At 64.8% G+C, this 14,951-nt stretch carries 8 protein-coding genes; 5 read left to right on the forward strand and 3 right to left on the reverse strand.

Annotated elements, in window-relative coordinates; translation table 11 throughout:
- Positions 1-401 precede the first annotated feature (401 nt).
- The 5 genes from HMPREF3048_RS06940 to HMPREF3048_RS06960 all read left to right on the forward strand — a co-directional run bounded on the left by HMPREF3048_RS06940 (position 402) and on the right by HMPREF3048_RS06960 (position 9,906).
- Complete coding sequence (locus HMPREF3048_RS06940) at positions 402-1,469, forward strand: ATP-grasp domain-containing protein (RefSeq protein ID WP_070771692.1); 1,068 nt, start codon at positions 402-404, stop codon at positions 1,467-1,469.
- 79 nt (positions 1,470-1,548) lie between these two features.
- A complete protein-coding gene (pta, locus tag HMPREF3048_RS06945; RefSeq protein WP_070771694.1) occupies positions 1,549-2,895 on the forward strand; it encodes a phosphate acetyltransferase in 1,347 nt (448 codons plus the stop codon).
- Positions 2,896-4,098, forward strand: a complete 1,203-nt coding sequence (locus tag HMPREF3048_RS06950) for an acetate kinase (protein ID WP_070451088.1) — start codon at positions 2,896-2,898, stop codon at positions 4,096-4,098.
- A gap of 99 nt (positions 4,099-4,197) precedes the next feature.
- A complete protein-coding gene (locus tag HMPREF3048_RS06955) occupies positions 4,198-7,458 on the forward strand; it encodes a YPDG domain-containing protein (RefSeq protein ID WP_070771696.1) in 3,261 nt (1,086 codons plus the stop codon).
- A gap of 6 nt (positions 7,459-7,464) precedes the next feature.
- Positions 7,465-9,906, forward strand: a complete 2,442-nt coding sequence (locus HMPREF3048_RS06960; RefSeq protein WP_070771698.1) for a hypothetical protein — start codon at positions 7,465-7,467, stop codon at positions 9,904-9,906.
- 168 nt (positions 9,907-10,074) lie between these two features.
- Here the strand turns inward: HMPREF3048_RS06960 and HMPREF3048_RS06965 are convergent, their stop codons facing one another.
- From HMPREF3048_RS06965 to HMPREF3048_RS06975, 3 genes are read right to left on the reverse strand one after another with little or no spacing between them, the layout of a single operon-like run.
- The gene (locus tag HMPREF3048_RS06965; protein WP_070771700.1) at positions 10,075-12,483 is read right to left on the reverse strand and encodes a serine/threonine protein kinase; all 2,409 of its coding nucleotides are present in this window, start codon (positions 12,481-12,483) and stop codon (positions 10,075-10,077) included.
- On the reverse strand, positions 12,476-13,537 hold the full coding sequence (locus tag HMPREF3048_RS06970; protein ID WP_244268640.1) for a glutamate ABC transporter substrate-binding protein: 1,062 nt from the start codon (positions 13,535-13,537) through the stop codon (positions 12,476-12,478). Before HMPREF3048_RS06970 ends, HMPREF3048_RS06965 begins: the two co-directional genes overlap by 8 nt.
- Positions 13,534-14,931 (reverse strand): hypothetical protein, encoded by a 1,398-nt coding sequence (locus tag HMPREF3048_RS06975; RefSeq protein ID WP_083284778.1) that lies wholly within the window; start codon positions 14,929-14,931, stop codon positions 13,534-13,536. The genes HMPREF3048_RS06970 and HMPREF3048_RS06975 overlap by 4 nt, the downstream gene beginning before the upstream one ends.
- Positions 14,932-14,951: the final 20 nt, after the last annotated feature.

The raw sequence follows: 14,951 nt of genomic DNA on the forward strand, positions 1-14,951 counted from the left end.
GCCGATAGCAGACACACATTTTGTCGCTTAACCCGCTTTATCTTGAAGACCATTCGTTCGTTATTGATCTAGATAAGAAAGTTGAAAATGAATGATCCCGCCGGCCAGCAGCTCGACGGGATCTGGGCGGTTCGCTGTCCCCAGAAACTTCTGGCGAGGGCGTCGCCTCTGTCTAGAGGATAGCCTGACGCTATATGTATTTTCTATTACGGACGCAAGGGTCGTTTGACCAGTGCGAACGATCGACTAAGGCGGTTTTCGTACCCCATGTTGGGGGTGGATAATGTCTTGGGGGCTCAGTGGGGACTCAGTCGTGAAGTGTCGAGCGGATTTATTGAGCCTCTTTTTGCACGTGCTCTCGGCTACCTGCGCGACATATAAGTGTGGGACAATCTGGCGTTATGACTGTTCCATCTTCTGCACAGCGTCGCGCGCTGATCCTTGGCACGTCGCCGATGGCCCGCGAGCTTGAGCAGGCTTACCAGCGCCTCGGGTTTGAGACTCAGATTGGTGCTGTGTCGCTGGCTGATCAGTTCCACCCGGACATCATTGTGACCACGGGGGATTCGCCGGACACGCTCGAAGAGGTTGAGGTGGCGGCGGAGGCTGCCGGGGCGGCGGTGGCGCCGTCGACAAGCGCATGCCGTCGTACTGCGGACCGCATGGCGGTGCGCACCCAGGCGAGCGAGGAACTGGGCTTGCCCACGCTGGATTGTGAGTTTGTGGCCACGCCGCAGGAAATGCAGGACGCGGTGGAGCGCCTCGGGTTTCCGTGTGTGGTGAAGTCGCCGAAATCCCGCGACGGGCAGGGATTTTCCACGGTGCACAGCAACGCCGACCTTGCGGAGGCCTGGAGTATCGCCTCAGAAGGGGAGGGTGACGGTGTGGTGGTGGAGCGCTACATCGACTTTGATTTCGAGGCCACGATCCTCGCGGCGCGCTCCATCGACCCGAACACGGGCGAGTTGGCTACGTGGTTCTGCGAGCCGATTGGCACCCGCCACCGCGAGGGCAAACTGGTGGAGGCGTGGCAGCCTGCGCCGATGCCGGAGGCCGCGATGGACAACGCGCGCTCGATTGCCGCGCGCATCATGGGTGGGCTTGCAAGTTGCGGCGTGTACTCCATTGAGCTGTTTGTCTCTGGCGACGATGTCTACTTCTCCCAAGTCACCCCACGCCCGAGCCGTGATGGGTTGGTCACGCTTGCCACGCAGCGCGTCAATCAGTTTGATCTGCAGGCGCGTGCGACGCAGGAGTTGCCCATCGATTCGACGCTGGTCAGCCCCGGTGCCGTGCGCTTCCTGCCGGGCGTGACACTCTCGCTGGAGGCTATCGCCGCCGCGATGGAGGTGGAGGAGACCACGGTGCGCATGTTCGGCCCGGATGTGTTGATTCTTTCCACCGCGGATTCGGCAGCTGAGGCGCGTGTGCGTACCGATGACGCGGCGCGCGCCATGAAGAAGATGTAGGTCACACCATATGGTGTCTCGCCGTGTCGGCGGTGCCGGTAAACTATGCACTGTTTGCCCCACAACGAAAGGTGAGACAATGTCCCAGACCCTGCTTGTAACCCTTGCAAACCGCACCTTCGAGGGTGTGGATCTGCAACAGCTCGCCGGCCGTCTCGGCCTCGAACTGGTGCGCGCCGAAGGCGACAGCGTGGCGGAGATCTTCAACTCCGGCGCACTGTTTGGCGACGCGAAACTGATCCAGGGCACTGGTGACTACAACTTTGACGGCGAGCTCGCCGCAGCTCTCGGGGTGCCCGTGGTGCTCATTACTAGCGATGACACCACCGCACCCCTCGCCAAGCGCCGCGTGGAGGAGTTTGGCGCGGTTGTGGTGTCGTCGATTAGCGGTGGCGAGGTGGAGACCTTCCAGCCCGCCGCAGTCGAGGCAAAGCCGGTCATGAGCCCGATCGTGTTCGAGCGTCAGCTGCTGGAGCAGGCCAAGGCTGCCGGCTCGCACGTGGTGCTGCCGGAGGGCGAGGACGACCGCATTCTGCAGGCGGCGGATCAGCTGCTGCGCCAGGGGATTGCACAGATCACGATTCTTGGCGATGTCGCGGACATGAACCGCCGCGCCGCCGACCTCGGCCTGGACCTGAGCGGCGCGAACCTGCTCAACCACCTCGAATCCGACCTGCTTGAGGAGTTCGCCGCCGACTTTGCGGAGCTGCGCAAGAAGAAGGGCGTGACGCTCGAGGAGGCCCGCGAGACCATGAAGGACGTCTCCTACTTTGGCACCATGATGGTGCACAAGGGCCTGGCAGACGGCATGGTCTCCGGCGCTGCGCACACCACCGCGCACACGATTAAGCCGTCGTTCCAGATCATCAAAACCGCCCCGGGTGCGTCCGTGGTGTCCTCGATCTTCCTCATGGTCATGCAGGACCGCCTCTGGGCGTTCGGCGACTGCGCCGTGAACCCGAACCCGACCGCCGAGCAGATCGGCGAGATCGCCGCCGTGTCCGCCAAGACCGCCGCCCAGTTCGGCATCGACCCGAAGGTGGCCATCCTGTCCTACTCCACCGGCTCCTCCGGCGCGGGCCCGGACGTGGAGCGCGCGGTCGAGGCGACTGCGAAGGCGAAGGAACTCGCCCCGGACGTTGCCATCGACGGCCCGCTGCAGTTCGACGCCGCCTGCGACCCGGGCGTGGGCGCGAAGAAGGCCCCCGACTCCCCGGTAGCGGGCCAGGCCAACGTGTTCATCTTCCCCGACCTGGAGGCCGGCAACGCGGGCTACAAGATCGCCCAGCGCACCGCAGGCGCCCTCGCCGTCGGCCCGGTGCTGCAGGGTCTGAATAAACCGGTCAACGATTTGTCCCGCGGCGCCACCGTGCCAGATATCGTGAACACCGTAGCTATTACCGCGATTCAGGCAGGGGCGAAGTAAATGTCTTACGTACTGGTTATCAACTCCGGCTCGTCCTCGATCAAGTTCCAGATCGTCGACCCGACCTCCGACGCATCGGCAGACCCGTTCGTCTCGGGTCTTGTCGAGCAGATCGGTGAGCCCCAGGGCCGCATCACCATCAAGTACGACGGCCAGAAGCACGTCGTACAAAAGGCCGTGCCCTCTCACGCGTCCGGTTTGCAGGAGACGTTCAAACTTCTCGACGCCAAAGGCGTCGGCCCGACCCAACTCGACATCGTCGCCGCAGGCCACCGTGTTGTCCACGGCGGCATGGTGTTCTCCGAGCCAGAGCTGATCCTGGACCCGGTCGTGGACATGATCCGGGACCTCATCCCGCTGGCGCCGCTGCACAACCCGGCCAACATCGATGGCATCGAGGTCGCCCGCGAGTTGCTGCCGGACATCCCGCACGTCGCGGTGTTCGACACCGGTTTCTTCCGCGACCTGCCCCCGGCCGCAGCGCTGTATGCCATCAACGCTGAGGTCTCCGAGCGCAACCTGATCCGGCGCTACGGCTTCCACGGCACCTCACACGAGTTCGTGTCCTCCCAGGTGCCGGAACTCATCGGCCGCGACCCGGCGCACACCCGTCAGATCGTGCTCCACCTGGGCAACGGCGCTTCCGCTTCCGCGGTTGCCAACGGCCACCCGATCGACACCTCCATGGGCATGACGCCGCTGGCCGGCCTGGTCATGGGTACCCGCTCCGGCGATATCGACCCGGGCATCATCTTCCACCTGGTGCGTCAAAGTGGCATGACTATCGACGAGATCGACAACCTCCTCAACCGCCAATCCGGCGTCAAGGGCCTGTCGGGTGTGAACGACTTCCGCGAACTGCGCGCCATGATCGAAAACGAGGACGAGAACGCCTGGTTGGCCTACAACGTGTACCTTAACCAGCTGCGCCGCTTCATCGGTTCCTACATGATCGCGCTTGGCCGCGTGGACGCGATTACGTTCACCGCCGGTGTTGGCGAGAACGATAAGTTTGTTCGCATGGATTCGCTGGACAACCTGAAGCACTACGGCATCGAGATCGATCCGGCGAAGAACGATTTGCCTAACGACGGCCCACGTATCATCTCCACCGACGACTCCACCGTGAAGGTTCTCGTCGTGCCTACCAACGAGGAGTTGGCCATCGCGCAGAAGGCCGCCGCCGTCGCCGCGCGGGTATAAAAGCAAAATGTTGTAACAACTTACCCTAAGCCGATATATTGACGTGTAGTAACAACGCCCGCATTGCGGGCTGAACATACCGTCAAAGGGGATGGGCAGATGGCCGAGCAGCACCGCAACGTTTCCAGTGTGCGCCGACGTGGAACCTCAATCGCAGCATGTGCCATCGGCCTGTCGCTCATCGCAGGCGCGGTGCAGCCGGTGCAGGCGGCCGAAGAAACCATGGAAGCCACGGAGACCACGGAACCCGCACCGGATCCGGTTGCAGACCCGGTGGATCCCCCCGAGGTCGACGAGGGCTGGTCCGGCGTCTCCTACCCGGCGGCTAAGGTGCGCCTTGGCCAAACCACCTCCACGGAGGTGGTGCTCGGTTTCCTCGAGTCGTACATCAACAAGCCGGTGCACTACCGCTTTGCAAAACCCGAGGCAGTAAACCCGGCCTGGGGTGCTGAGATCGACGGCGATTCGGGCACCGTGACCATCACCCCGGATCCGTCCAAGGCCGAAGAGCTGCCGGATGAAGAGACCATCAACATCATGGCGGTGTACAAGGACGGCGACCACAAGATCGTGCCGTTCGACATCGTGCTTTCTGCGGACCCGTACTTCATGCGGGTCGAGGACCGCACCTTCTGGGCGCACAAGCGCATCAAGCCGGTCCCCGTTCGCGCACTGCGGGTTCCCGATGGCGCCACATTGACTATCGACGCCTCCACCCTCCCCGAAGGCATCACCGCCGACACCTCCCGCGCCAAGGGCCGTTTCCAGCATGTCTACCTCAAGGGTGCCCCGACTACTCCGGGCACCTACAACGTCACCGCGCGCGTGCTGGGCGAAGACGGCAGCCCGCTCGTCGATACCGCAGGCAACGTCGTCACCTCCATGTTCACCATCACCGTCAAGGACACCTCGGAGCTTCCCGATCCGGTCCGGGAGAAGCTGACCACCCCGCCAGACGGCACCGTCCGGCCCGGTGAGAAGTTGGAGATCCCCGTTGATACGGACAACGCCTCCTCCGTGGAGGTCGAGGGCCTGCCGGACGGTGTGATTTACGACGAGGAAAACAGCGTCATCACCGGTACCCCGAAGGAGCCGGGCGACTACGACGTGGTCGTGGAGGTCATCACCGAAGACGACAGGTTGTTGGAGGAGCACCTTGAGATCTCGGTGTCCGTGGCTGACGGCTTCGCGTGGCATCCGATCACGGTGCGCGCTGGTGAGGATGTAGAGGCTGCGCCGTCGAGGGTGCCGTCGACAAGCATGGGCATCCGCGCCGCCGACGATGCGCCCGAGTGGGTCACCGTTGGCGTCGACGGCGTGATCAAGGCGGTCCCGCCGCGCGACCTGAAACCAGGGGAGTACAAGTTTGGCGTGATTACCGACGACGGCACGCGCAGCACCGTCACCATCGACGTCCAACCCCCCAACACCGACGCCTCCCGCTACTGGCCCGAGTACCGCCCGGGCTACCTGCGCTACGGCGAGACCGGCAACAACAGCGCACCGACCGCGAAGCTGACCGAGGGCGGCCGCAGCTACCGCAACCAGCCGCTGCCTGCCGGCACGAAGTTCGAGATTCTGGGTGATTCCACGGGCCTTGAAATGGACAAGGCCACCGGCGTGATCACGGTGACAAAGCCACGCACCGAAAACTTCGACGTCCGCGTGCGGATCACATTCCCGGATGACACCATCGCGGAGCGTTATGCGAAGTTCATCGTGGACCCCGCCCCGCACAACGTCACCTACCAGCCCGCCTACGAGCAGAACAAGGGCGCGCAGCCAGGCAAGACGGTGCTGATCCGCCAGATTGGCAAGATGCCTGAGGATGCGGAGTACGTGCTGGCCACCCCGCACACCCAACTCGAGGGCTGGGATGTTGCCGTCGACCTGGATTCCGGCCTGATTCGCGCGACCGCGCCGAAGGACAACGCCAAGCCGATCGAGGTGCAGGTCCGCGCGCTGTACTCGGACGGCACCATCGACGACGTGCCGCCGAGCGAAGACGAGCCCAGCGCCAACCGCGAAGGCGGCGAGGCTGCCACCGTGCGTATCGACGCCCTCACCGGCTCCACCCTCGCCGACGGCGTCCGCAGCCTGGAGTACAAGCCGGTATTCGACGCCGAAGGCAACATCAGGATCACCCCCACCGGCTCCGTGCCGGAAGGCACGAAGTTCGAGGCAGACGGCCTGACCACCCTGCCGGTAGAGCTTGACGAGAACACCGGTGAGATCACGATCAAGGTGCCAACCGACGCACCGGCCGACGCACCCTTCGACGTACCGATCAAACTGACACTGCCGGACGGCTCCACCCAGGAAGTCGTCGTACCGGTGACCACCCGCTCCGAAGCCAAAGGCAAGGCCGTGTCGTGGGCGCCGCTGAAACTCACCGAGGGCGGCGACCCGACCACCAAACTGCCCACCGCTGCACCGGAGGGGGCGCGGTACGGGCTGGCGGCGTCGTTTAGCGAGCCCGGCTGGCGCGTCCATGTCGACGAAACCACCGGCGCCATCACCGCCGCCATCGACGGCGGCAAGGCGGCGAGGAGCAACGCGCTGGCCACCCTGATCCCGATCGTGGTCACGTTTACGGACGGCTCCCAACGCATCGTCGAGGTCCCGGCGACCGCCGTGCGTGGCGAGGCCGCCCTCACCGGCATCGAATACCTCGGCGGCAACGTCCACGCAGGCGCGGAACGTGTACTGACCCCAACCAAGCACAAGGGATCCTTCTCCCTGGTCACCCCGGTGGAGGGGCTGCACACCGCCATCGACCCGGAAAACGGCGTGCTCACCGTCAAGGCCACCCCAGATACCCTGCCCGGCATCCGCGAGGTGCCCGTGCGTATTAGCTTCAGCGACGGCTCGGAACTGTTCACCTCCGCACCCGTCCAGGTGCTCACCGCCAACGGCGCGACCACCCTGGCCAAAGACGCGAAGCTGGAGAACATGCTGGTCAAGGGAACCGCTGGCGAGACCTCCCGCTTCGCCCTGACGCGCCCGGAGACCGCCATCGACCACCCGTTCTCGCTCGGCCAAACCGAATCCGACGGCTGGACCTTCGGCATCGACCACGCCACCGGCGAACTCACCGCCAGCATCCCCACAGGTGCGGAGGGCCATGCGAAGGCCGTGCCGGTGTTCGTCGAATACCTCGACGGGTCCCGTGGCAAGTTCACGGTGACGGTGGAGGCGACACGGGCGGTGGAGTCGTCGACAAGCAGTAGCTCCGTAGACACCCACGCGATAGGCTGGATCGCCGGGCTGCTTGCCATCCTCGGCCTCATCGGGGCAGCCAACTACGCCCTGTACGAAAACCGAGAGTTTTACCAACAATTCCTAGTCTGGTGGAAGTAGGAGAACATGCGAGTACACAAGAAAGTCGCCGCCGCCGCGGTTGCCGCGAGCCTCGGCGCAGGGCTCGTAGTGCCAATACAGGCAGGCGCCGTCATTGAGCAGACGCGTCCCTTCTCCGTCGACGCGAAAACCGGCGCATTCGAAGGCTTCCAAACCGTCGAAGCCAACAAAGGCCGCGTCAGCTGGCTGACCTACAACAACCCCACCTACGGCAGCCTGCCCACAGCCCTCTACATCGACGCGTTTAACGACGGCACCCGCGTCCAATACGTCGGCAACGACACCGACGTCAAAACCTCCAGCAAAAACGGCGTAGACACCATCACGCTCACGCACACCAAAAACGGCGTCGAGCTCACCCGCACCTTCACCGTCACCGCCAAAGAAGTCACCGTCAACGTCGTCGCACGCAACGTCACCGACGCACCGAGCCCCCTGGCCATCGACCTCACCGCCGGCATGATGTCTTACGACTACGAACTCACCGCCACCCCCAAAAACAACGGGTACGAGGTCTCCGTCGGCGGACGCTACAACGTGCATACGCTTTTCGACGACCCCACTACCACCGCAACCGGCGACACCCTCAACAACGCGCTCGCCGGCGCCAACAACGCCAGCCGCTTCCAAACCGGCAAATGGGAAAACACCGTCGCACCAGGCGAAACCCTCGAAGCCACCGTCACCTTCCAAGGCACCGCCAGCGAAGCGCTAAAAGACACCGACGGCGACGGCTTCCCCGACGAATGGGAACGCAACGGCTTCACCTCCGCCGACGGCAAAGAATTCCCGCTCCACCGCTGGGGCGCCGACCCCACGCGCCCAGACCTGTTCCTCCAACTCAACTGGATGAAATCCGAATGGGAATCCCTGGGCTGCTCCGACAAGCGCAAGTACGCGCCCACCGAAGAAGACTTTGACAAGTTCCAGGAATGCGCCAATGCGAACACCAACGTGTACCGCCCCTCGCGCCAAACGCTGAACGACCTCGTCGACCTCTTCGACAAAGAGGGCTACAACCTGCACATCGACGCCGGCGTCTACTACAACAACATCCCCGGCCTCGAACCCCACGGCGGGCCAACCGAGGACTACGCGGAGTACTACTTCGCCGGCGAAAACCCGGCAGTCAGGATGATCAAAGACCGCGACCGCCTGCTTGGCGAGCGCAAAAACATCTTCCGCGTCGGTGTCATCGGCGACAGCCAAGCCGCAGACAACCCGTCCTCCGGCAACGCCCTACTTGCCGACGGCGCCTTCTACATCGCCAAAAACGAACGCATGACCTCGCAGGAACAACTCCGCAACACCATCCTGCACGAGTTCGGCCACAACCTCGGCCTGACCCACTCGGGCTCGTCGAAAGTAAAACGCCCCGACAGTGAGTACGTCCCGCACTACGAATCGGTCATGAACTACCTCTACCAGTTCAGCGTGTTCAACTACTCCAAAGAAACCGCCACGCCCGACAGCACAAAGCCGCTGCCGGCCAAGTGCACCGACGGCTCCGTCGAATGCTTCAAGGGCAACTACAGCATCGCCCCCGACTGGGACAACCTCGACCTGGTCAACGGCGAAATCCGCAAGGCCACCGGCACCTCCGGCGTCGCCGACGAAGACCCCGACGAATCCGGCCACACCCACCCCTCCGTGAGCCAACTCGTCGCCCTGTCCGCCGAACGCAACAACGGCAAGGCAGGCCTGCGCATGCTCAGCCTGAAGGACAACCCGTCCTACATCGTGGCTAATCGTTACGACTCCCGCGTCAACGTCGAACTCTCCAACCTCGGCATCGACCTGCACAAATTCACCCTCCAGGTGAACTACCCCGGCGGCGACTTCCGCAGGGAATACCCAGTCGAAGGCGCCCTGACCGAAAACGCAGCCCTGCCCATCGAAGTACCGATCACCAACACCATCGGCTACGACGAAGCCGAAATGCCGATCCAGTTCCGCGTCTTCAACGAGGAAGGCCTGCTTGTCGAGGACCAAACCGTCAACTTCTCCGTCCTCAACTACTCCGCCAAGGACATGCAAGACCTCATCGCCGACCTGGAGAAAACCAACCCAGAGAAGGCCGACCAGGTCCGCGACATCCTGGCCAAGCCCGACCCGTCCAAGCCGACCCTGACCCAGGCCCCGCCGATCCCAACCGCCACCAACCTGCCGGTCCTGCCCGGCCAGCGCGACCCGGCGATCACCTCCCTGGGCCCGAAGCCGACCACGCCGCGGCCAACCAAGCCTTCCAAGACGGTCTACACCACCCCTGGCCCCACCGCGACCAAACCGACCTCCACCGTCGAGCCGCAGGCCTCCGGCAGCTCTGGCAGCTCTAGCGGCTCCGGAAGCGGCTCTAGCTCCTCGCCGGGTGCGATCGTCGGCATCATCATCGCGGTCCTGGCGGTGCTGGGCCTCGGCGGTGCCGCGGCCGCGTACATGAACCGCTAGCCACGCGCCGGGGCGCTCGGCCCTCGGCCTCGCGCCCCCGGCCCCCGGCCCGTGGACCCAAACGGCGCATCCTACACGGTGCATTTCGTCGAAAATCAGCGAAATATGCCGTGTAGGATGCGCCGTTTAGCTTTTGACCGGCCCCACCGGCCCCACCAGCCACCACCCTCAGAACCAGGTGGCGGGGCGGACCTTGTTCGCCATGTCCACAAGCGCGTAGCGGTGCTGGGCGTAGGGGGCGACGCGGGCCTGGGCACGCAGGGTTTGGGCGAGGCCGTGGCGGATTTCGCGTTCGGTGAAGGAGTATTCGAAAAGGGTGGGGGTGTTGGCGGAGCCTTCGGTGACCAGGTAGTGCAGGGCGGCGTCGAGGACGGCGGTCTTGATCTGCAGGAAGCGCGGCTCGGTGGTGGGGATCTGGTCGAGACGGGCGGCGGCCTCCCGGATTTGCGCTTCGGTGGGGTCGGCGCCGGTGCCTGCGACGGGTAGGACCAGGTAGAGGATGGCGGTGAGTTGGGCCATGCGGGAGTGGCGCGAGGCGTTGGGCACCTTGTCTAGGGCCCGCAACGCCAAATCGGTTTCCCCTTCGCGCATGAGCATGCGGGCGAGTCCGAAGGCGGAGGAGACGGTGGTGGGGTTAGTGAGCCACACCAGGGAGTACAGCCGGATCGCGTGGAAGCGTAGCGCGCCGGGTTCGAGGGCGGTGACGGTCCAGGTGGGGTCCATTTGGCCGTTTTCCACCATGGCGCGAAGCACGGTGGTGGGGACGTTAGAGAGGGGGTGTTCGAGGTTGGTGGCGGTGCGGGCGAGGGAGTCGTCGATAAGCGATTGCTCTTGGAGGCCTCGCTCTTGCAGCAACAACTCGGAGACGGCGGCGAGTGCGAGTTTGGGGGCGGCCTCGCCGGGGAGTTGGTTGAGCACTTCGGAGAAGGAGCGGGTGGCGGTGGGGAAGTCGCCGAGCAGCATTTCCACGACGCCGGAGTACCACGAGAAGCGCCAGGTGTCGCCGAAGCGGTCCTGGAGGGTGAGCAGCCAGGAGCGGGCTTGGGAGGTGAGGCCGAGGTCGATCATGGTGCGCACCACGCCGAACGGGATTTCCACGGAGTGTTCGTATTGCGGGGTGGTCATGGCTTGGCGCAGGGTTTCCAGGGTTTCGCGCGGTTCGGCGTAGGAGGAGCCTTGGAGCATGGCGGCGCCGACGTCGTCACGGTTGATCAGCGGCGAGGGCAGGGCGGCGACGACTTCTTGCGGGGTGATGTCGACGGTGCGGGAGATGCCGTCGATGAGTTGGTCGGTGCGGAACACCAGGTGTTTGGTGCCAAAGGTGCGGCGTTGTGGGGAGAAGAGGGAGTGTTGGGCGGGGTAGGTGCGGCCGTCGTGAACCGCCACCACCTCGCGCAGCACGCCGAGGAGTTGGCTTTCCAGTTCGGAGACGCTATCAAACCGCCGGGCGGGGTCTTCGTTGCAGCACCGCGCGAGCAGCCGGTACAGGGAGGTGTACTGGCGGAAGAGTGGCTCGTCGGTGGGTGTGGGTAGGCCGGGGTCGTAGATGCCGTCGGTTTGCGGCAGGTCCACCACGAGCGAGGCGAGTGTGCGCCCGACCGTGTAAATATCGGACGCGATCGACGGGCCCTCCGTGGCCACTTCGGGCGCCTGGAACCCCTTCGTGCCGTAAATAAACCCATACGCGCCGATGCCGGACACCGCGCCCATGTCGATGAGTTTCACCTGGTCTTCGGTGACAATGATGTTGTCGGGCTTCAGGTCGTTGTACACCACCCCGCGCGAATGCAGATAATCCAGCGCGGGCAGTACTTCCAGGATGTATGCGATGGCGATGTCGGGTTCGAGCACTCCGCTTGGCGACGAATTCCTTCTCGCCCGGAGCGACGGCCCACCCACGTACTCCATGACGGTGAAGCCGCCGGGGACGCGGGGGTCGTCGATAAAGTTGAAGATTTTCACAATCCCGGGGTGGGTGATGTCCGCCAGGAACTCGCGCTCCGCCTCGGCGGCGGCGGCCTCGTCGGGGTTGTCGGTGGAGTGCAGGCCCTTGAGCACCACCACGCGCCCGGCCACGTAGTGGTCCTGCGCGAGGTAGATCCAGCCCATGCCGCCGTGTGCGATCACGCCGGTGATCTCGTACTGGCCAGCCACGATGTCGCCGGGGTGCAGCACCGGCGGCGCAATGCCCTTCTTCACCACGGCTGGCTCCGGGTCGATCAGCGCTTCGCGCGGCTCGGTTGGCTCCACCCACGGCAGCTCCACCATGCCGTCGGCGATGATGCGGCTGGCGCGCCGGGTGCCGCGGCGTTCGCGGAAGGTGTCCAGCGCAGCTTGGCGCGAGCGTTGCGACGTATCCTCGCGCCCCGACCCCTTACGCAACTTGTCCAGGTCTTTGAGCAGCCCGGCCATTTCGCCGAGGCCGGCGTATGCGGCGTCGGAGTCGTCGTCAAGATCATCATCGTCGGCGAACGGGTCGAAGGCGACGGCTTCGGTGCCTGGTTCATCATCCGCGAAGGGGTCGAAGGCGACCGCTTCGGTGGGCTGGACGTCGTCGTGGTCGTGTGGCTTAGCCATCGTTGTCCTCCTTCCGGTACCGCAGCGGCGGCGGTGAGGATTCAGCTATAGACCCGCCGAGCCAGGTGTTGTAGAGGGTGTACCAGGAGCCGTCATTGCGCATCCGTTCCAGGGTGGCGTTGACCTGGCGCACCAGATCGTCCTGGCCCTTGGCCACGCCGACGCCGTAGTACTGGGTGGCAAACGCGCCGTCCAGAATGGTCGTGTGGGGGTCCTGCGCGGCCAGGCCGGCGAGGATCGCATCATCCGCCACGATCGCCTCCGCCCTAAACTGCTGCACCGCCATCAGGCAATCCGACCAGGAGCGGGTGCGCAAAATGTTCGAATCCGGCACGTAGGTTTTGGCGATACGCAGCAGGTTTGTCCCGTCGACGATGCAGGCGGTGCGCCCGGCGAGGTCCTCCAAGCTATTCACGTCGCGGTCTTTGGGCACGAGCACTCTTACCGACGACGTCAGGTACGGCGTAGAAAACTCAATCACCTCAGCCCGCTCGGGCGTAATCGACATCGTCCGGATAATGATGTCCACCTCACCCGAGTTAAGCGCCTCCGTGCGGGCCGCCGAATCGACGAAGCGGAAATCGACGCGCAGGTCCTGGTCATCCTCGAAGATGTCGTGGGCGATCGCCCGGGCCAGGTCCACCTCGAGCCCGCGCAACTTGCCGGAGTCCGTGTCGCGGTAGGACAGTAGGTACAAAGACTGGTCGATGCCGACGATGATGCGGCCGCGCTGGCGGATGCGCTCCACGTTCGGCTTCGGGGCCTCCTCCTCAGCGCCGTCCGCTTCACTTCCAGCACCCCCGCGCGGGTCCAACGACCCCTCCCACTCGAACTCGTCCGGCGTGAACGGGTCCGCCGGGGGACCGGCCGCCGGATCCAACTGGGCGCCCGGCGGCAGCGGCACCATCTCGCGGGTCGGCGACGGCGTTTCGATCGTCGCCGATACCTTCCCCTCATGCCCCTCACCGCCGGCGCACGCCACCAACGACGGCACCGCAAGCGCCGCCACCGCACATGCCGCAACCACACGCGAGCCGAACCGAGCGCGCATCATAGGTACTCACCCAACCTGCGGCGGATGCCCCACCAGATACACACCACTGCCAGCACAGACAGCAGCGCCACGGCGGCGGAGACTCGCCGGGTCGCGTCCAACGACTCCGCAATGTAGAGCCGCGTGTTCTCCCTTGAGGACGCAATCAGTTCCGCCAGGGACCCGTCGAGGCCACGGAAGGAGGCCTCGCCGTCGGCGTCGCTACGCGTGCTCAGCAGTGCCGCGGCCTGGTCGTAACTGCCGGAGTTCAGCGCCCCGACCAGTTCGGCGTGTTCGTTGGACCAAGCGTTGAGGTGGGAGCGGGAGTCGTCGATAAGCTGCTCGCTCATGCCGTAATCCTCCGCCGTATGCACCGCGCCGGCGACCGACGAGTAGGTCTCGGTGAAGTCGCGGGCGGACTGGGCGGCGGTTTCGCGGCGCAGCAACGCGAAGGTTTCGTCGGTGCGGGTCTCCAGCGCATCAATGCGGGCGGCGGTGAGTTCCTCCCACGGCTGCGCCGCCCGCGCGTACGCCACGGAACCGGAGCGCCAGGACTGGAAGTTAGACACCCCGGCCCAACTGATCGCGATGAGCAGCGCCAGCGTGGCGGCAAGGAAGCCACGGTTGAAACGGCGGCGGAACGTCAGCCACAGCCACCACTGCGCCAGCAACAGGAACCCCAGCGCCGCCAGGAAGCCGGACAGGGTCACCCACTGCGGTTGGGACAGTCGGCGCATCTCGTCGGCAACGTCCTGGCGGGTGAGCGTATTGATCTCCTGCGCCGCCGACAGCATCCGCGTACGCATAATCGCGCTGGCCTGCGACATGTACGCCACGCCCACCGGGTTGCCCATGCGCTGGTTCACCTGCGCCCGCGCGTTCAGGCCGCTGTAGACTGGCAGGTCGCGCTGGATGTTAATCACCAGGTCCTCGATCTCCCGGCTCGAGGCAGAATCGGCCTCCACCGCGCCCTTGTAAATCTCGGAGGCGGAACTGACCGCCTGGTCCAGCGCCGCCGTGTAGGTGCGCATGTCGTCCTCCGACATAGGCCCCGCCTGCACGTAGGACCCCGCGGCGATCGTATCCGCCCGCAGCAGCGACGTGGACAGCACGTGCGCCGCCGCACTCATCGGCTCCGTGGCATTCAGCACCGTGTCCAGCGACTGGTTGCGCAGCGACATGGACTGGCTCATGGACAGCCCGGCCGCCAGCATCGAGGTGGTCAGCACCACCATCACCACGATCAACTTGCCGGGCGTGGTCTGCAGAAACGCCTTCCCCCGGCGCCCCATCGCCATCGGCCGCACAAGCCGCCCCTGCAAGAAGCGGGCACGTTCACGGCGCGGCTCCAGCTCATCGAGCCATGCGTCCGCGCTCGTCTCCTCCAGCCCCGCAGCCGAGGCCGTCGCCCGCATTACCATTCCGCAATAATAAC

This window comes from Corynebacterium sp. HMSC075D04, from assembly GCF_001815635.1.
Taxonomy (GTDB): Bacteria; Actinomycetota; Actinomycetes; order Mycobacteriales; family Mycobacteriaceae; genus Corynebacterium; species Corynebacterium coyleae.

Bases quoted from the DNA above. Each gene is read 5' to 3' on its own strand.
- HMPREF3048_RS06975 (WP_083284778.1), bottom strand. From the start codon at position 14,931: ATGCGGGCGACGGCCTCGGCTGCGGGGCTGGAGGAGACGAGCGCGGAC.
- HMPREF3048_RS06950 (WP_070451088.1), top strand. From the start codon at position 2,896: ATGTCTTACGTACTGGTTATCAACTCCGGCTCGTCCTCGATCAAGTTC.
- HMPREF3048_RS06960 (WP_070771698.1), top strand. From the start codon at position 7,465: ATGCGAGTACACAAGAAAGTCGCCGCCGCCGCGGTTGCCGCGAGCCTC.
- pta (WP_070771694.1), top strand. From the start codon at position 1,549: ATGTCCCAGACCCTGCTTGTAACCCTTGCAAACCGCACCTTCGAGGGT.
- HMPREF3048_RS06940 (WP_070771692.1), top strand. From the start codon at position 402: ATGACTGTTCCATCTTCTGCACAGCGTCGCGCGCTGATCCTTGGCACG.
- HMPREF3048_RS06955 (WP_070771696.1), top strand. From the start codon at position 4,198: ATGGCCGAGCAGCACCGCAACGTTTCCAGTGTGCGCCGACGTGGAACC.
- HMPREF3048_RS06970 (WP_244268640.1), bottom strand. From the start codon at position 13,537: ATGATGCGCGCTCGGTTCGGCTCGCGTGTGGTTGCGGCATGTGCGGTG.
- HMPREF3048_RS06965 (WP_070771700.1), bottom strand. From the start codon at position 12,483: ATGGCTAAGCCACACGACCACGACGACGTCCAGCCCACCGAAGCGGTC.